Genomic DNA, 18934 nt, shown 5'->3' on the forward strand with positions numbered 1-18934 from the left:
ATTCTTGCTTTTCCAAAGGCTATAACACTGCGAAAATATGAAGTATATTCTTTGCTTACTATGGTATCTTCGTCTATTACTGAAAAAGACACCTTTGGGTTTTTAGCAACTGCATCTATTTTATGTCCTGCCTTTGCTGAATGGAAATAAATTTTCTCATTATAATAGACATAACTAACAGGAACTGCATATGGATAATCATCGTCCCCTAAACATGCCAGAACTCCATTTGTACATCTGCCCATTACAGATATTGTGTCCTCCATTGATAACAATTGCTTGTTTCTTCTCATTTCTCTAAACATTGACTATTTCCTCACTTTCATCCCTATACATTTTGTTTGAATATAATTACTACACAAATGTCTGTGATTTCTCTTATTAAAGCTTTATACAGTTAATCCCTTAATGTTCATGGCTTTTGCTGTTGCCCATGACTGATGTTTAAAAAACAAACAATTGATACATTCAGATGGCTCTAACCAAATCAATTTATGATCCTTCTCTATGCCATTATTTTTCCTAAAATATAAATCTGCAAAGTAAAAAAAACCTATGCCATGCATGTATCTGTAATTTTTTGCTATATGATACATGGACGACCTGCCTATATAATTTCCAACAGTAATCTCATAACCTGTTTCCTCAAGAAATTCTCTTTTTAGGCACATTTCATGGCTTTCGTTGTTTTCGATTCCGCCTCCCGGCAGAAAATAGCCACCTGGTGTCTCAATTGTTGCTATTTTACCCTCACTGCTTATTACAATACCATATACAGCCTTTCTTTGAAAATAATCTGTATTCTCAAGTCTTTCACCAAATGTTATTTCATCAATATTAAAAATTTTTTCCATTTAAGTCCCCCATGACTATTCCAGTACTAAAATTGTCCCGTCACCAAAACAGAATGAACATGGAACCCATCCTACGCCGCCACATTTAGGACATTTAACTTCTGCATAGCTGCCATATCCTCCGTAAGGATCTGTTTTATATTGAAGCGTTGTTCCACCCACACACATGGTGCATTCTTCTTTTCCATTTGAACAATAATGACATGGAATCTCCTTAGGCAAAAGTTCACTGGCATCAGGCAATGTGAAGCCGTCAGGAACGTATTGACCACTTTCTGGCTGTGTACTGTTTCTAAGATATTCAATATACTCATCACTTCTTGTAGGATGATTCAAAGAAAGATAACTGTCATTAAAAGAAGCCTTATAAACATTATTAAATTGGTCTTCAAGCTTTATTGTTCCGGATATTATACCTGTGGTTCTGTCCCATGATTTTACACATAGTTCTGCACTTTCCAATGCATCTCCTAGACTATCCGGAATGGTGTGCTGATCATAGTTTGCAATTCCAAACATAGTGTTGTATGATAAACCTGCATTGAACATTGCATCAGGATTCATAAAAGAAAACCCAGTATCACCCTCCATGGAATAATTTTTTCCTGGTTCAATTCTGTCTGAAATATAAATAATAACGCTGGGCCCGTCTATCATAGACCCGATTTTAACATGCAGTTCTTTTCCCTCATCAAAATAAAAGTTTTCTTCAGGGAAGGTTGAAGTAACAATGTGAACAAATTGTTTTTCATCATAATCAACTAATGCATGACATTCTAAACTGTTTTTGTCAGTTGATTTAGTTGATTTATTGGATGAATCAAAAGCTGAGTCATTAGAGTTAGTGTTTGGAATATCAATGGGATTTTCATTTGTGCCTGCTATTTCAGTATTTGATTGTATAAGAGATATTTCATTATTTTGGATTCTTAATTGTATTATCAGGCACAATTCCTGTAATGTATTTTGTTCTTTGGCCAGAATTTGCTCTTCTTCATCAGACAAATTCACGTAATTTTCTCTTACCCAATCAACAAAAGAAATAGTTAAATCACTAGTACTGGCCTCTTTCATAGTTATTTCATTAAAATAGGATTGAAGCCATTTAAATTCCTGATCAAGACATTCATATTCATTATCAGAAAGCTCAGCTATTGCATAATACATAGATAAAGGGATTGATTCTGAAAAGTCTTGACATGTAATATTGGGTTTTTCGTTATTTGCAATCTCATTTGTTACGTTTTCTTTAGCCCCAACTTCCTGTGTTATGTCAGAAACTATGTTGTCATTTGCTTTTGAACAAGCCGATAAAGACATCATTAAAATCACCATGCACATAAAATTTTTTAAGCGCATACAATCATCCCCTTCAAATATATATTATCTTCGTCTTATTTTTTTAGAAAAACATTTACTTTTAAATATATTGTACCAAATATTTCCTAATAAATCCATCGTCAATTTACCTTCTTGCAATATAGCAAATATGAGCATCTTTGTTTACCATTACTAAATATTTTGAAGCTTATTAGAAATTTCGTTAAATCGTTCATCGGATAAACCAAGTTTTTTCTTAAATATTTCATCTTCTATTCTTGCAATGATTAATTTGCCGGGAGATATCTCCTCAATAATGTTTTTTATCTTCTCAACTGACTCTTCATCATCATTATAACCCTTAATAATAGTTACTTCTAATATAAATTTGCCTTTATACTGCTCTCTGAAAGCTTTCATGTTTGAGATATGCTCTTCGAAAGTATAACCTTCGATTGGGCGCTGTATTTTTTGAAAATCTTCATTAGAACTCACCTTTATCTCACCTATTACTTCATCACACATGTTAGCAATCTTTTCATACTCTGGTCTGTTTAAAATATAACCGTTTGACAGCAGTTTAACAGGAAGCCCTTTACCTTTAATAATATTGATAATATCAATAATTTTTTGATTAACTAAAGCTTCACCTTTTGAGTTAATGAATACCAATTCTGCTTTTGTTCTATCAATCATATTTTCCAACTCAGTCAATGAACTATCCATTTTATCAAATGATTTTTGTGTATCTACCTTATTTTGTGACCTTCCGATAGGACAAAATATGCAGTCAAAGTTACAATACTTTTCCGGAAGTATGTTAACTTCTAGCACCCTTTTCCCGTTTTCTACATAAACATCTTTATAACTGAAAATACCCATAATCTTTATCCTCCTTAAATTACACTATTAATTTTTATGATTATTAATACCAAGAATTGAAGAGTTGCATGTTTTTACTAAATCTTCATGTACCATCTTTTATTAGTGAAATCTGAGTTCGAATTTTAATCTGCTGATATTAATTTTAGACCAACGATTCCAACAACTATTAATGCAATACAAATTATACGCATTACATTAATAGGTTCCTTGAATAAAATAATACCTAAGACTACTGTGCCCACAGTTCCTATACCTGTCCAAATTGCATATGCGTTGCCAAGTGGCAAGCTTTTTAAAGACAATGACAAGAAATAAAAACTTGCAACCATTCCTGCAACAGTTATTGCGCTGGGCAACATTTTTGTAAACCCTTGTGAATATTTTAATCCAATTGCCCAACCTACTTCAAAAAAACCAGCTGTAACCAAATAAATCCACTCCATAAACTTTACCTCCTTAAAATGAGCATAGTATTATCTCATGGCTTTTAACAGAAAACAAAAATAATAAAAAAGCCATAAGAAATATTATTAAAATATCTCCCAGGCTTTTATCCTTCCGTGTACACAATAACTGTGCGCTTTCTCTCGGACCTGCCAGTATAACTGCGGAACCCTAGAAAACTAAAATATAAATTTGTAGTTGCAACTTGTAGCTACTTTAGCACAGCAGTCGATCTAAGTCAACTAAATTTTTATAAATTTCTTTTTATTCCTGCAATATCTATCAAAGTCTTGGATTTGAGTGCTTTACCAATTACTTAAGCCTTATGGCGAATTACTGTCCTCAGTTCTTCCATAAATCCTTCTACTTGGGGTGTTACAACCTTATTGTTGTGTAGTACAACCTGAACTGCCTGCATCTGTGTTAACTCCGGAATCTGAAGTACCTTGATATGTCCCTGCTCTACTGCAGACTGTACCGCATAAAGAGGAAGCAGGGATAAAAATTGCTCTCTTTCAACAAGTCTTTTTGCCATATGAGTGCTTTGCAGTTTAAGAAAAGGCTTTAATTCTATTTGATGTTCAGCCATAATACGTTGAAAGTTAACGCTGTATGGAGCCGATTCCTCCATCAAAACAAACTCTTGTCCAGCCAATTCCTCAAGCTTAATCTCATGTCGCTCCGAAAATGGATGTGAAGGATTGGCAATGACTACAACCGGAATATTAACTGCGTGCCAACATCGCCATTCTGTTTTCGATAAAGGATCATCAATCAGGCATGCCGCATCTAAAATCCCATTTTGTAAACAATCCTTCAAAGTTGCTGTAGCATCAACATCCAGCTCAACTTTTACACGAGGAAAACGTTGATGAAACCTAATAAGAGTGTCCTCCATAAGCAACTCAAAAAGAGACTCAACTACACCGATACGTACAGTACCTCCAAGCTCCTCATCAGACTTTAAAAAGTTTTCCATACGCAATGAAGTGGATACAATTTGTTGCGCATAAGGCAACAATTCTTCACCATACTGAGTCAAAGAAATGTTCTTACCTATCCTGTTAAACAATTGTGCTCCTACTTCCCGCTCCAATTGTTGAATCTGTGCACTGACGTTTGACTGCGAATATCCCAGTTCCCGGCTTGCCTGCGTAAAATTTTGCAGTGCAGCTACCTTTAAAAAAGTATTTAAGTTTCGAATTTCCATCCTGGTCTCCAGCTTTATTTGATAATTACATAATATATTATTACTGCAACCAAATCAATCAAAATTTTTGATTGATTTTATCAAAACCATTTGTTTTACAGATTGATTAATGGGTGATATTATTTGTTTAAAGTGAAGAAAGAAATTTACTTTTCCGTAAACATAATAAAAAGGAGTGGATACAATGGAAGGAACAAAAAAAACACAAACCATCGCTGTGCATGGAGGTGTAAGGAGGGACGATACATTTGGGGCAATTAATCAGCCAATTTACATGACTTCGAACTATCGTATACCGACAGACGGAACTCCTGTGGATTGGAGCGGTACACAAAGCAATATTTATGCCCGAAATCGCAATGTGAACCAGATGGTTTTACAGGATAAACTTTGTGCATTGACCGGTGCTGAAGACTGTGCCATATTTGCAAGCGGCGTGGCTGCATTGACCGGGATTTTTATACCATTTTTGAACTCAGGAGATCATGCAGTTATTTCAGAAGTATGCTACAGTGCAACAAATCTGTTGTTTCGAAAATATCTGCCTGAGAAATATAAAGTTGAAGTTACATTTGTTGACTCAACAGATACAGATTCCGTTCGTGCTGCAATTCGTCCTAACACACGATTGATTCACATAGAAACGCCTGGGAATCCAACAACTGGAATCAGCGATATTAAATCAATTGCAGAGATTGCTCATAATGCTGGTGCTTTACTTTCAGTGGATGCTACCTTTGCTGGTCCAATTTGTATGGTTCCACTGCAGCTGGGAGCAGATCTGGAAATTCACAGTATGACTAAATATATTAACGGTCACGGTGATTCTTTGGGTGGATGTGTATTGGGACGAAAGGAGCTAATAGATCAAGTCAAGGAAATTGCAATGGTTAACTATGGCGGCATCCTAAGTCCATTTAATGCATGGCTGATTGCGCGGGGATTGGTTACAGTTCCAATGAGAATGGCTCAGCACAGCTGTACCGCACTAAATGTCGCTCGTTTTTTGGAAGAAAGTCCAGCTGTTCGTTTCGTGTGGTATCCTGGCTTAGAGAGTCACCCTCAGCACCAACTGGCAAAAGCACTTATGCATAATGAGTATTCTGGCATGATTTCATTTGATCTCAGAGGAGATGAGCAGGTTCATCAGCAGTTCCTCAATGAACTGAAGCTAATTAGCCATGCTGTGTCCTTAGGAGATGTTGAAAGCTTGATTGTTTATTATAATAAAGACAGCGATAAACTTCCGCACTACCCCCAAATTTTCCAAGAGGGTTTTTTCAGGTTCAGCGTAGGTTTGGAGGATGCTGAAGATTTAATAGATGATTTGCAGCATGCCTTTGAATCCTGCAATCTTGTGTAGTCATAGGGGCGGTTTCTCGAGAGAAACCGTCCCTATGACTACTTACAATCTTATTGCTCTCATATTGAAGTTGTGACTTCCACATAAAATGTAGTTTTGTTGTAATTATCGTTTATATTTGCCGGTTATACTTCTATTCTGAAGTAAATCTTTCTTTATTTCATTTCATTACTGTTTAAATAGTCTTGTTATTACTTTTAAATTATTTATCAGCTAAAAACTTTAAGGTTTCTTCAATGAATTCAGCTTGATTAGACAACATTGCAGGGTGCCACCCATGCTCAAAAATACATATATTTCCATGTCCTATATCTTTTATCATTTTTGAATAAGTTTTTCGATAAAAATCCTTATCTACACTAGCAGCAAATTCGTCTTCATTGCTTCCGGTCATTAATATGTCTGCATGCAATTCAGAAAGTGGTTTATGAAAAAATCGGCCAATTGATTTTGCATGCTCAGCAATCGCATTCGTATCATTATCCACAACACTCTCCCAGTCGTCTCCCTGCATAGCTTTATAGAACATTCTTGCCTGGTCGTTTTGTTTTGAGAATTCCCTATCTCTAACAATATTTGAAGTAATCAACTCAAGGGGTATTTCACCTTCGAAGCTGTCAGCAATAACTTTTCTAACACAATCAGGATTTTCTAAAGCAACATTAATAGCAACCAGCGCACCACCGCTGCTTCCTATAAGGAATACATCACTGTATTCTTTTTGTCTCAAGAATTCAATCACTTGTTTGGACTCTTCATACCATAAATCCACAGGAAAGCATTGCAGCCTATCTGATTTCCCATGCCCTAAAAAATCAAATAGTATTACTTTGTACTCACAGGCATATTTTTCAACTATGCTAAGAAACATATTTGAAGATGCTGTATTTCCATGTAAAAACAATAACGTCTTACCTGTTCCAATTTCTTCATAAAATATATTTTTAGATTGATATTTAAAATATGACATAGTACCCCCTAATTTAATTAATTCAAATACTTTTAGTTCTCCCATAAAACTTTTTAGATTTTAATTATATAACAATATACCATTAAAATATCATAAATATTCTAATGGTATATTATTAGGTTAATATATAATTGCCAAAGTGGTATCTCTATGGCGCGGGACTTGCCACCTTATGCAGTTATTTTTTCTTAACAGGAATCCAGATTTCACTGTAGTAGTTTTCATCCTGACTGCCTTGCGGATAATCAGCTACATCAGTATACATTTCAATATTGTAGCCTGCTGCAATTTCATAATCCTTGCAATTAGGAAGCCACTCTGAGAAGATTTTTTTGTTCGTATCCTGAAGAGATTTCGGCATTGCACCCTTGCATGCAAAAACAGCCCATGTGTGTTTAGGAATAATCTTAGTAACAAAATCTTTAGGTATTTCCATAGATGGATTGTAATTGTCTGCAATCAAGTATTCGAACTCATTTGAACCCATGCTTTCATCTATACATACTCCATACATTCCGCAAACATATTTCCCTTTACCAGTTTGATAATGTTCTGTCCAGAACTGCGGTATTTCCTTAGTTGCATTTTCGTAATTGAAAGTTTTTGATACCCCCATTACAGTAAACGAATCTTTTTCAACAATTTTGTAATCCATAATATAACCACCTTCCAACATAAATTTGATTTTCAGCGGAGCAAAAGATCTAATCATTGCCCCGTCCCTTCGAACAGCAGTAGGTGTAACTCCATGAAATCTGGTAAAAGCTTTTGTGAAACTATCCGGTGAATCGTATCCATACTTCAGTGCAATATCAATGATTTTTTCATTAGTGGCAACAAGCTCACTGCCGGCAATAGCAAGCCTGCGTTGTCTGATATACTCTCCAACTGTAAAACCACAAAGCATTGCAAATCCTTTCTGAAAATAGAAAGGAGACATAAATACTTTTCTTGCAATATTTTCTATTGCAATTTCTTCTGTGATATTTTCCTCAATATAGTTGATAGCTTCTCCGATTCCCTCAATCCACTCCATATCATCACCCCTGTCTGTATAACTATCTTAACTCTTTTCAAAAATTATTTCCCGACTTTTTGTGTTCTGTTTTGTCTGAATGGTCACTGAGAACTACTTTCTGACCATTATTTTTTAGTTCTGTTCTCTGGAAATTGTAAATTATTGATTTGTCACAAAGAATCGCCCTTCGTTCCATTTACACAGAATAAATTATATTCTTGGAACACAGCTCATTATGGCTAGTTTATTAATAAAAATTATTTTATCTTTTGTATTTGCCAGTTATACTTCCCTGCTGAATGATATGTCCACTCATAGTTTCAATTAAATCTTTCTTTTTTGCATGGCTGTCCAAATTTAAGAAACAATCAAGTGCATAAAAGTTAAAAATATATCTATGTGTATTCCTGACAAAGACTGGCTGCTTCGGCCCTCTATACCTGTTCCTACCATAAGCAACCCCCTGAATTGCATTATTCAACAAAGATACTGACGAACCGTACGGTATATTTTCAGGGATTTTATCTGTTTTAGGGATATTCCATATTAACCAGTGGTTAAGAGCTTTTCTTAAAGGAATGTCCAAATCGTCCATAATAATGGCAATAGATACTACATTATCACTAAGATTTAATAATTGAAACTCTGGAGAAATATCTACATCAAAACCAGTATGCTTCTTGGGCATGTATCCATTATTTATAAATGATGGACTTATTATTTCCATTTCTTTCATATTGCTACTTCCTTTCAGCCTTCCATAGATTTTTCTATAGCTGACTTCACAACAAGATTTATTCAGCTATATAAAGAACACAATTATGTAAATGCCATGAAGTAAGTTTCTTTTAACATAACAATATACCTTTAAAATATCTAAGTCAATAAATATTCTAAAGGTAATTTGCTATGTGGCACCTTAAGTTACCTTAAGTTTGATCTGCCAGAGAGAACCGTCCCCTATGACTTACCTATGACTTATCAATTATATATCTGTCTAATTTTGCTCTGAAATACCAACCTATGAAAATCATTGTTATACCAATAATAATAGCTGCTGTTCTTCTCACAGAATCTGGAGAATATAAGGTGGACAACAAAATACCTGTTCCTGCTCCTTCAAAAAAATCACTAGCCCTCTTTTCTCTGCGAACTAACTTCTCTCGGTTTAGAGAAGAAATTATATTGTTATCAGCCTTTTCGCGGAAGACCTCATCACTGAGTCTCTCTCCGCTTAAAAATTCATTAATACTGATTCCAAGTTCTTCACACAAGAATTGCATTAAAGATATATCTGGCATATAGTTGCCATTTTCCCATCGAGAGATGGTTTTGTTTGTCACCCCAAGTTTTTCACCAAGCTCTGCCTGTGTCATTTCTTTTTCTTTTCGGAGTTCAGCAATAAATTCGCCAATTTTTTGTTGATTCAAATTATCCCTCCTTTCTATGAAAATGGTAGCATTTAAAGATGTCCTTGTATTTACCATAAATAGCGAATGGTCATATTTACGTCACTTTCTACCCATTAACTTATATATCCCCTATAGATGATATTAAAAGTTTATCATCCGGCAATAAAAAAAGAAATTACTTTATTTGAATACTAAAATAATTTCTTATATGTGTTAAATTTTCTGCTGAACTAATTACTAACTGGCAATGATTTCATTTAATTCTTTAAGTCTGTTTTCAGGATAATTATTTATGATAATAAGTTCGTAACTTTTTTTCCCAGATATAAAATTAATATTTGAATTAATAAAATTTAAATTCTTATACTCGAAAATTGTAAAAGAAATATTTATATATTTGATTGCAGCTATAACATTGTTTAAATTAAACTTTAGTACATTGGTGTTTTCTGTATGTGTGACCTGATAAGGCATAGCTTTTACAAGCTCTTTGAAATTTTTATAATATTTTATTATTATATTGAAAAACCCAACAGATACTAAGAACATTAAAATTTGAGTAATATAAAGGGAAGCTGCATTTGTCGAATTTGACATAGCATACAGCATTATAAATGGTTTAACCGATATTCCAGCAAAAATAGCAGTAGCTATACCAACTTTAACTCCAAAAACCATTACTGAAATAAATATTGGAATGTATAGGAGCTGTACTGTTAAGACTGTATTTCCGTAATGATTAATAATACTTAAGCAAAAAATGATTAGAAAAATAATTACCATTCCCCAAGCAGTGTGTATGGAATTATTTTTCTCTGACGACTGCGATGAAGATGAATAGTACTGACTGTTTTCCATTTAATCTCCTAGTTTTTACCCCACACCCAATTAGATTAATTCGAAATAATAAATTTAAAGTTTAGGGTACAAGCAGAAATTTTTTTAAAATTTTTTATATTTTTAATTTATACAGTCAATATTGTCTGAAAAATCATGCTTTCATGCAGTAAAATAACTAATAAAAGCCTCCCATTAAGAGCCGCAATTGCATAAGTTAACATACTCTTTAAGCTCTCTCCTGCCACAAACAAGTTCTACGACAAGCTCTTCATAAGTATAGTCAAAAACAGGTATGTCCCCTGATAGTTTAAAGCCTAACACGTCTTTCCATATAACTACAGCTCTGGTTATAGGCTTAAGGGCTAATAAAGCCTTCTGCATACTTATTATATTATCATCACTGTATGATTTAGGCATTTTAAGAAAAATTTTTACTAACTCTAAAATTGTCAATTGCAGCATGCTTGCTGAAACTTTATTATCTGCGTTCAATTGTTCTACAGTATTAGTTATTGCAAGTTCAGCTATTTCTTCCGCAATTTTTTCTTCTCCGGTTAACATATAAGCAACGGTATATACTTTTTTAAAATATGCTTCAATATCCATTACTCCACCTGCCTTACTATTAAATATTCATTATACTTTAAATCTATATCCGGCTCCCCAGACAGTTTCAATATATTGACGTCTGTCAGGAGTTGTTTCAATCTTTTCTCTTATTCTTGCAATATGCACAGTTATGGTAGAGGCGTCAGATAAAGAGTCATAACCCCAAACCCTTTCAAACAACTCTTCTTTATCAAAAACCCTGTTAGGATTTTCTGCCAGAAAAACCAGCAGGTCAAACTCCTTTTGGGTTAAGATAACTTCATTATCATCTATGTAAACCCTTCGGTCCTGCTTATCGATAGATAAAGCTCCGACTATTATCAGCTTCTTATTAGAATTGGGGACCTGTTTTAACTTTTCATATGTTTTTATGTGGCTGTTCACCCGCGCTACCAGTTCACCCATACCAAAAGGTTTAGTTATGTAATCATCGGCTCCAAGGTTTAACCCTTTAATCTTAAATGTTTCATCAGATTTTGCAGACACAATCAGCACTGGTATTTGTTTTGAATCAGCTATCTCTCTTAATATATCAAAACCATGCTTTTGAGGAAGCATTAAATCTAAAATAACTAAATCAAAACATTCATTTTTAATATGTTCAAGACCAGAGATACCGTCAAAAGCACATAGTACTTCATAGCCGCTCATTTCTAAATAATCTTTTTGAAGTTCTGATATGCTTATATCATCTTCAATAATTAAAATCTTTTTCATATTATCACTCCCTCGTCTCTAACCTTTTTTAATGAAATAATAATCGAGGCTCCATGACCAATTTCACTGACTGCCCAAATTCGTCCGTCTAAACCCTCTACAATCTGCTTTGCTATTGCCAGTCCCAGTCCACTTGAGCCCTTAACTTCTCTGGCAGTGTCGGCTCTATAAAATCTATCAAAAATATGCGGAAGATCATGTTCACTGATTCCTTTTCCATTATCCTTAAATTCTATTATGACTGAGGAATTAGTTTCTCTTAATATGATTCTTAGCTGACCTTCATGCTTTTCAATGTTTCTTTTGGCATTGTCCATAATGTTTTGTACAACTCGCTTAAATTTTGTAACATCCATAGTAACAAAATATGAAGTTGAAAGATTATTCTCAAATATTAATCGTTTATTTTCACGGTTGAATTCTTCTGAACATTCTTCAATACAGCTGTCCATGTATTTTATAATATCTACCTTATCCTTCTCAAATGTCATCTGATTTAAATCCAGCTTGGAATATAACAATAAATCTTCAATCATTGTATTTATCATCTTTGTTTTTTCAATAGCATTTGATAAGTAATATTTTTTCTTTTCATCAGTGTCTGCAACACCGTCCAGAACACCATCTATATATCCCCTTATGGATGTTACTGGAGTTTTAAGATCATGAGATATGCTTGATATTAAAAACTTTCTGTTTTCATCAACTTTTTGCTGATAATATATTGAATTCTTAAGCTGAAGACGCAACTGTTCAATAGCAACTCCAAGCTCTCTCACTTCCCCATAGCCCTTTTCCGTGATTGCTGTCTCAAGCTCACCGATTCTAAGCTTCTCAGTTTCCTTTTTCAAATCAGTAATTGGAATTATTATGTTTTTAAGGTTTTGTTTCTGAACAATTATGCTTGCTATAACAAAGATTATTAAAAATGTAATAATAACAAAGGTTATAAAGGATCTATAATAATCACCAACACATATAACTTCATTAAGTGTTATTATTCTATAAGTAACTCCATCCTGCTTAATAAAATTCTCTTCACTTATGCTGTATCTTTTATTCTCATATTCATAATAATCATTATCAACACTTAGATTCATTAACACTTCTTTAATCTGCAGCATAGTAAAATCTTCGCTGTTATATACAATATTATCATCCTCAATTACAACAACAGCCGTTTGACCAACACCACTGGTTGCATGAGATTCATTTAATATGTTGTAAAAATAGTCATAGGCAAATCCAAAGCAGCCGGTAATAACTATTGTACCTATTAGAATTAATATGCTTTGTGTTAAAAATCTTTGTTTTAAATTCATAATATCATCCTAAATATCTTTTTTTTCAAACAAATAATAACCTGCTGCAAATAACATTAAACCGTAACCCAGCAAAATAAGAAATATTCTGAAAATCTTTCCAACATTAATATAGCTTCCTAAAATCAGCTTGTACCAGTCAAATGAAGAAGTAAACAAAAAACTCTTAATTTGAGGGAAAGCCACACTTAATCCAACAAACACCAGGAACACAAAAATTGAAAACATAAAGGCACTTGTTGTACCCCTTGAAAAATTAGAAATCAAAACAACTGTCAATGCAAAGATAAAAATGGGCAAGAATGCCATTATGTAAGATATTATTATTCTTAAAGGATTTGAAATCCCTCCATTTAGAAATAATGAAAATAAAAAAGATAAAACAGCAACTACAATAAGATTGCTGGCTATAAATGTAGCAATAGCAAGAATTTTACCCAAAAATACATTAAGTCTTGAAGCAGGACCAGTGAGGGTAAATTTAATGGTATGATCAGCAAATTCACCTGCAAACATATCTATACAAATAAATGCAGTAAAAAGCGGGAAAAGTGAGTAGCTTAAAATTGTCAAAACCATAACCGAAAATTCTGAACTACCTGTTACACTTACTCCTGCAAAGTTATTCAAGGAATATACCACAATTGCTGCAACAATAACAGACAGCAACAAGAATATCAATGATGTACAGATTTTTTTCTTTTTTGAGATTTTAAACATTTCATTTATATAGACTGCTTTAATAATTTGCATTTAAATCTACCTCGCTTAAATAATAGTTTTCCAAGGAAGAATAGTTTTTTAGAATATTACTGGTCTTTTCAACACTTATGAGTTTCCCCCCATATAAAATTCCAACTTTATCACATGTAAGCTCTATGTCGTGAATTAAATGGCTGGAAATAAAAAATGTTGTTTTATTCTTTTTTGACAAGTTAATTATTAATTCCCTCATTTCAACCATTCCTTCAACATCCAGACCATTAAAAGGTTCATCCAAAATTATAATTTTAGGATTTGACAAAATTGCCATGGCTATACCAAGTCTTTGTTTCATTCCAAGGGAATAATTCTTTATTTTTTCATTTTTATATTTAATAAGTCCGGTGATTTCAAGGCACTCATCAATTCGTGTTCCATTAACTTCATTATGAAATCTGCCGCATAACTGCATGTTTTCATAAGCAGACAGATAAGAAAATGGAGTTACATTTTCTACAATGCATCCAATGTCTTTCATAGCATTTTCATATTCATTAGAAATACTGTAACCGTTTATTTTAACATCGCCCTTATCAGCTTTCATAAGGCCGACCATAATTTTCATGGTAGTGGTTTTTCCAGCTCCGTTAGGTCCTAAAAATCCGAAAATTTCTCCACGTTCAATTTCTAAATTAAGGCGCTGTATGCCGCGATTGTTTTTATATATCTTTGACAAGTCTTCAATTACAATTGCTTTATCCAATATTTCTCCTCCTTTAAAGCTTTACGGTGCAAAAGCCAAGGCTTTTGCACCTTGGCTTACTCAAATATCCTTACAAAGTTACTGTCAAATTCATCATCATAATTGGAATAAGAATACCCACCGTTTTCTTCATCTATTTCAACATCAAATGATACGTTAATGTTTTGTTGTCCGTTTTGATGGATAATTCCGGTTTTCTTTTCACCATTTTCATTTAAATAATGCAGCTTTGTAAAATAGATTGACTCATCATAATTGGAATAAAAGTCAAAGCTTCTGATACTTTCAGCTTTATACCCCTCATTATACACTTCATAATATTTGCCTTTTATATTGCCATCTTTAACAGAAGTGATTTCTATGAATCTTTCTCCAATCTTTTCAAATGAGTTGCCTTTTGTTTCTACAATATCATTTTTGTATTTACCGATATATTTGCTGTCAAATTCATAACCTTCTTTGTTATATGTAACTTCATGACCAACTAAATTTGGAGCTGCAACAACTGTGTTGTTAATATCCTTTATGTCAATTGAAAAATCCAGAGAGTATATGTGTTCAATGCCTTCGTTATCCTTTGCAGATATACTTGCAGTAAAAATACCACTTTCTATAATGCCATCTTCATTTTCAACTGCCTTACCGGAAGCATTTACCAGGTATATGTTTGATTTAGGACTTGGAATATTCAGTCTCTTGGCATTCCACTCATCAAGAATTGCATACTTGAAGGCAAATGATGATATGGCATTTGCAAGGGGAGGAATTTGCGTGTCTGATAAATTTCCAATATACATTTTCTTTCCGCCTGATTCTTCCAATTGGATTATATCCTGTAAGTTTCCTACAAATGCATCAAGAATCTTTTCAGCATCCTTGACCTGTTCTTCTTCAAAAGGATTATCAATTATTTTTCTGTCATTATTATTTTTTCTTTTTTCTACAACTGTGTATGAATCATCCTCAGCATTATTGTATATGCTTTGGTTTATATCATTGTACCTGTAGCTTTCAGTTATTTTTCCTTTATTTAAAGTTCTTTCGCTCATTTCTTCGGCCTGATTTGAAACATCTATTTTAATATTATTAGTTGATTCTGAAATAACTTTACCATCAACTTTAACAGACACTATCATATCAGCACTGAAGTTATCAACTTCACCGGTCAATTTTGTCATAGTTGACTTTACAGAGTTTTTCAAGCTGTTAAATCCTGATCCAAGCATTGTATCAGCAAATGCTGTCGCTGTTAAAATCATAGCCCCGAGGACAAACGCACATACCGTAGCTGTTTTTTTGCTAAACTTCATTATTCTAAACCCTCCTATAAAACTATTTACTACCATAGCTTAAGCATCTTTGTAGTACAATTATATAATACATTATAGGTCTTGAATAACTATAAACTAGTTATTAACAATTTATTAAATCTTTTAGCCAATTAGAATTCCGTATCGAAACGCATTTAGAAATCATAGCAAAAAGCTGCTTGCTTTTTAACTTGATGACAAAGTCTCATTTGACCGTGTCATCTGAGGGCGTGGTCCGAAGAACCCATCTTTTCAACATTTTTAAGAACCGTCTCCTCAGCCTTTGGTAACCATAAGGGACGGTTTACGATAACCGTCCCTTATGCTATAATTACAGCTTATCAACGCTCCCATCCATAATATATGGCAAACGTTGCCTAATCTTATCAAAAGACCAATCCCACCATTGCAATTGCTGTAATTTTTTAATTGTCTCTTCATCAAAACGCTTTTTGATTTCTTTTGCAGGAATGCCACCAACAACTGTATATGGAGCTACATCCTTTGTTACAACTGCTCTAGCTCCTATAATTGCTCCATCGCCAATATTAACTCCTGATAGGATAACTGCTTCATATCCTATCCAAACATCATTACCGATTACAATATCACCCTTATTATCCCAAGCAGAAATAACATGTTTTTTATCTAAATTCCATTCTTCAAAAAAAATCGGAAATGGATAAGTTGAAAGTGATTTAAGAGTGTGGTTTGCACTGGTAAAAATAAACTTTGCTCCACAAGCTATGGAACAAAACTTTCCAATAATCAATCTGTCTTTATTGATAGGATAGTGATATAATACATTATTCACTTCAAAAAGCGTAGGATCAGAAACAAAATCATTATAAATTGTATAATCGTCAACTACGATATTGGGATTTGTAATTACACCTTTCAAATATACTGTTTCAAAGTCATTGGTTCTCGGATATATTTTTTTATCTGGAATAGCCATAAAAACCTCCTAAGTTATATTTTTATTTAACTATTCCAGTAATTACAATGCATATTTTCACCTTATCACCTACCTGATTAATATAATTCAATCATAGTTAATATCAACTTTTAAATTTAGTATATATAAAAATTATTTCAGGTCAATCTTTTATATTTATTATAATCTAAATATATAAAGTTGTTAACTTTAATTAATTGTATGCATGTACTTTTCTGACTCATACCATGGCACGGTAAAAGAAGTTCCTTTTGCACAAAATACAGATGTTGAAGTATTTTCCACATCTCTTTCTTTATCATAGCCTATTCTTAAAATCACATCATTTGCATTTTCACACACATCGTATCCATCGTACATTAAACTTATGCTTCCGGTTCCCTTTGTAAATGAAATAAGTTCAACGCTGTAATCCATAAATGATTCCACAGGACCTCTGCCTTTTATATAAACATTTCCACAATTAAGAACAGGTGCTTCACAAATGCCCCTTAATTTTTGTATATCAGACATTATTCTTCCCATATATGTTTCTTCTGCATAAATTTCAAAGCTGTAAAACGGCTCCAACAAAATAGATTCTGCTTTTTCCAGCCCCTGTCTGATCGCTCTGTATGTAGCTTCTCTGAAATCACCGCCTACAGTATGTTTTATATGAGCTCGGCCGTCCCTTAAAACAACTTTTATATCTGTAATTGGCGACCCGGTTAAAATACCCTTGTGAACTTTTTCAAACACATGATTTTCTATTGTATTTTGATAATTTAATATTAAATTGTCAACATGGCATTGACTTTCATATGTAAGGCCGCTACCACGGGAAGTTGGTTCCAGTGTTAGCTTAACTTCTGCATAATGGCGAAGTGGTTCAAAGTGACCATAGCCCGTTACTGCTGATTTAATTGTTTCTTTATATTCAACCTGAGGTTTTTCAAAACTGACCGATATTCCGAATCTGGATTTTATAACCTGCTCTAATATTTCCAGTTGAATTTTACCCATTACACTGATTAAAATATTCTCTGTTTCTTTTATGAAAGCAACCGATAACATAGGATCTTCAGATTCTAAAATATGTAGCTTTTCCATCAATATTGTGACATCTGTTTTATCTAATATGTTTACTTTAGACTTCAGAGCAGCGGTTAAGTGAAAATTACTCACTCCGTCTATTGTTGTTTCGCCTGATACTATCACTGTGCCGCATATTGGGGATTTTAGACCTACAACAGCAAATACATCTCCGGCTAGTATTTCATTTTTATTTTCAAACTTTTTACCGTTATATACTCTTATTTCATTTACTTTTTCTGAAGATGAAGCTTCACCTTTTATAAATGTAAATTCATCCTTTATTCGCAGCTTCCCTGACAATGCTTTTATAAATGTGAGTCGCATTCCTTTTTCGTCGTGACGTATTTTATAAACTTTTCCAATAAAATAATTGTCTTCTTTTTCTTCATATTCCGTTTTAGAAAGGCTTGAAAACACATCTAAAAAATTTTGAATTCCAATCCCCTTTAAAGCTGAACCCGTCATTAAAGGAAAGCAAAGTCTCTTTTTTATTATGTTGATAACAGTCTCTAATAAATCCTCTGCACTGTAATCATCCTGCAAATAAGAATCTAAAAAATCTTCGTCTCTGTCTGCTGCAAATTCAGCTGTTTGTTGATTAATTATATCATCGGCTGAATTTAAATATAGTATGTCACCAGTAAGCTTATTTTTAACATCATCTGTAATTGCTTGTAAATTAAAACTTTCTATGTCACATTTATTAATAAAAATAAAAACAGGAATATTGTATGAGCTCAACAGCTTAAATAATGTTGTTGTGTGAGCCTGTACCCCTGAGCTTCCGCTTATGATTAAAATGGCATAATCAAGAGCAGACATGGACCGCTCAGTTTCTGCGGAGAAATCCATATGCCCGGGAGTATCTATTATATAGTAGGTATCATTGTTGTATTGAAAAACACCTTGATCGGCAAAAATTGTAATTCCTCTGTTTTGTTCTATTTCATTAGTATCCATGCTTGAAGTTTTATGATCAACTCTTCCAAGATTTCTTATACTGCCTGTATTATAAAGAAGTTGTTCAGTGAAGGTAGTCTTCCCTGCATCCACATGAGCAAAAATTCCAATTGTTTTTTTCATATTAACTCCATAATTATTTTTCACACCTGACTTGTCATCCTGAGCGATAGCGAAGGATCTCATTTTTGTTAAAAATATGA

At 33.4% G+C, this 18934-nt stretch carries 20 protein-coding genes and 1 riboswitch; of the genes, 1 reads left to right on the forward strand and 19 read right to left on the reverse strand.

Annotation, left to right across the window (positions count from 1 at the left end):
* The 6 genes from LY60_RS00005 to LY60_RS00030 form a co-directional block, all read right to left on the reverse strand.
* Positions 1 to 305, reverse strand: a 305-nt coding sequence (locus LY60_RS00005) for a pyridoxamine 5'-phosphate oxidase family protein (protein WP_212633429.1), incomplete at its 3' end; no start/stop codon positions are given.
* Between the two features lie 84 nt (positions 306 to 389).
* Positions 390 to 854 carry an NUDIX domain-containing protein gene (locus tag LY60_RS00010; RefSeq protein ID WP_145078242.1) on the reverse strand — a complete coding sequence of 155 codons (465 nt, stop codon included), beginning with the start codon at positions 852 to 854 and terminating at the stop codon, positions 390 to 392.
* Between the two features lie 15 nt (positions 855 to 869).
* Positions 870 to 2213: a DnaJ-like cysteine-rich domain-containing protein gene (locus tag LY60_RS00015; RefSeq protein ID WP_145078245.1), complete on the reverse strand. Its 1344-nt coding sequence runs from the start codon at positions 2211 to 2213 to the stop codon at positions 870 to 872.
* Positions 2214 to 2366: 153 nt separating this feature from the next.
* The gene (locus LY60_RS00020) at positions 2367 to 3056 is read right to left on the reverse strand and encodes a radical SAM protein (RefSeq protein WP_145078248.1); all 690 of its coding nucleotides are present in this window, start codon (positions 3054 to 3056) and stop codon (positions 2367 to 2369) included.
* Positions 3057 to 3181: 125 nt separating this feature from the next.
* Positions 3182 to 3502 carry a quaternary ammonium compound efflux SMR transporter SugE gene (gene sugE / locus LY60_RS00025; RefSeq protein WP_145078251.1) on the reverse strand — a complete coding sequence of 107 codons (321 nt, stop codon included), beginning with the start codon at positions 3500 to 3502 and terminating at the stop codon, positions 3182 to 3184.
* Between the two features lie 94 nt (positions 3503 to 3596).
* Positions 3597 to 3689: riboswitch (guanidine-I (ykkC/yxkD leader) on the reverse strand.
* 130 nt (positions 3690 to 3819) lie between these two features.
* On the reverse strand, positions 3820 to 4713 hold the full coding sequence (locus tag LY60_RS00030) for a LysR family transcriptional regulator (RefSeq protein ID WP_145078254.1): 894 nt from the start codon (positions 4711 to 4713) through the stop codon (positions 3820 to 3822).
* A 184-nt stretch (positions 4714 to 4897) separates the two neighbouring features.
* Here LY60_RS00030 and LY60_RS00035 point away from each other — a divergent pair, with 184 nt between their 5' ends.
* Complete coding sequence (locus tag LY60_RS00035) at positions 4898 to 6076, forward strand: trans-sulfuration enzyme family protein (protein ID WP_145078257.1); 1179 nt, start codon at positions 4898 to 4900, stop codon at positions 6074 to 6076.
* A 202-nt stretch (positions 6077 to 6278) separates the two neighbouring features.
* Here the strand turns inward: LY60_RS00035 and LY60_RS00040 are convergent, their stop codons facing one another.
* From LY60_RS00040 to LY60_RS00100, 13 genes are all read right to left on the reverse strand, one after another.
* Positions 6279 to 7046, reverse strand: coding sequence for an alpha/beta fold hydrolase (locus LY60_RS00040; protein ID WP_145079717.1), 768 nt, complete (start codon positions 7044 to 7046; stop codon positions 6279 to 6281).
* 178 nt (positions 7047 to 7224) lie between these two features.
* On the reverse strand, positions 7225 to 8082 hold the full coding sequence (locus LY60_RS00045; RefSeq protein WP_145078260.1) for an AraC family transcriptional regulator: 858 nt from the start codon (positions 8080 to 8082) through the stop codon (positions 7225 to 7227).
* 244 nt (positions 8083 to 8326) lie between these two features.
* Positions 8327 to 8800 (reverse strand): YbhB/YbcL family Raf kinase inhibitor-like protein, encoded by a 474-nt coding sequence (locus LY60_RS00050; RefSeq protein WP_145078263.1) that lies wholly within the window; start codon positions 8798 to 8800, stop codon positions 8327 to 8329.
* Between the two features lie 235 nt (positions 8801 to 9035).
* Positions 9036 to 9494 (reverse strand): helix-turn-helix transcriptional regulator, encoded by a 459-nt coding sequence (locus tag LY60_RS00055; protein ID WP_145078266.1) that lies wholly within the window; start codon positions 9492 to 9494, stop codon positions 9036 to 9038.
* A 219-nt stretch (positions 9495 to 9713) separates the two neighbouring features.
* Positions 9714 to 10334 carry a hypothetical protein gene (locus LY60_RS00060; protein ID WP_145078269.1) on the reverse strand — a complete coding sequence of 207 codons (621 nt, stop codon included), beginning with the start codon at positions 10332 to 10334 and terminating at the stop codon, positions 9714 to 9716.
* Between the two features lie 174 nt (positions 10335 to 10508).
* On the reverse strand, positions 10509 to 10922 hold the full coding sequence (locus LY60_RS00065) for a hypothetical protein (protein ID WP_145078272.1): 414 nt from the start codon (positions 10920 to 10922) through the stop codon (positions 10509 to 10511).
* Between the two features lie 30 nt (positions 10923 to 10952).
* Positions 10953 to 11642: a response regulator transcription factor gene (locus LY60_RS00070; protein ID WP_145078275.1), complete on the reverse strand. Its 690-nt coding sequence runs from the start codon at positions 11640 to 11642 to the stop codon at positions 10953 to 10955.
* Positions 11639 to 12964, reverse strand: a complete 1326-nt coding sequence (locus tag LY60_RS00075) for a sensor histidine kinase (RefSeq protein ID WP_145078278.1) — start codon at positions 12962 to 12964, stop codon at positions 11639 to 11641. Before LY60_RS00075 ends, LY60_RS00070 begins: the two co-directional genes overlap by 4 nt.
* 9 nt (positions 12965 to 12973) lie before the next feature.
* The gene (locus tag LY60_RS00080) at positions 12974 to 13717 is read right to left on the reverse strand and encodes an ABC transporter permease (RefSeq protein WP_145078281.1); all 744 of its coding nucleotides are present in this window, start codon (positions 13715 to 13717) and stop codon (positions 12974 to 12976) included.
* The gene (locus tag LY60_RS00085) at positions 13704 to 14429 is read right to left on the reverse strand and encodes an ABC transporter ATP-binding protein (protein WP_145078284.1); all 726 of its coding nucleotides are present in this window, start codon (positions 14427 to 14429) and stop codon (positions 13704 to 13706) included. The genes LY60_RS00080 and LY60_RS00085 overlap by 14 nt, the downstream gene beginning before the upstream one ends.
* Positions 14430 to 14485: 56 nt before the next feature.
* A complete protein-coding gene (locus tag LY60_RS00090; RefSeq protein ID WP_145078287.1) occupies positions 14486 to 15739 on the reverse strand; it encodes a hypothetical protein in 1254 nt (417 codons plus the stop codon).
* Positions 15740 to 16070: 331 nt separating this feature from the next.
* Positions 16071 to 16697 carry a CatB-related O-acetyltransferase gene (locus LY60_RS00095; RefSeq protein ID WP_145078290.1) on the reverse strand — a complete coding sequence of 209 codons (627 nt, stop codon included), beginning with the start codon at positions 16695 to 16697 and terminating at the stop codon, positions 16071 to 16073.
* 189 nt (positions 16698 to 16886) lie between these two features.
* On the reverse strand, positions 16887 to 18854 hold the full coding sequence (locus LY60_RS00100; RefSeq protein WP_145078293.1) for a GTP-binding protein: 1968 nt from the start codon (positions 18852 to 18854) through the stop codon (positions 16887 to 16889).
* Between the last annotated feature and the right edge of the window lie 80 nt (positions 18855 to 18934).

The sequence above is a fragment of the Sedimentibacter saalensis genome, from assembly GCF_007830175.1.
GTDB classification, from domain to species: Bacteria; Bacillota; Clostridia; order Tissierellales; family Sedimentibacteraceae; genus Sedimentibacter; species Sedimentibacter saalensis.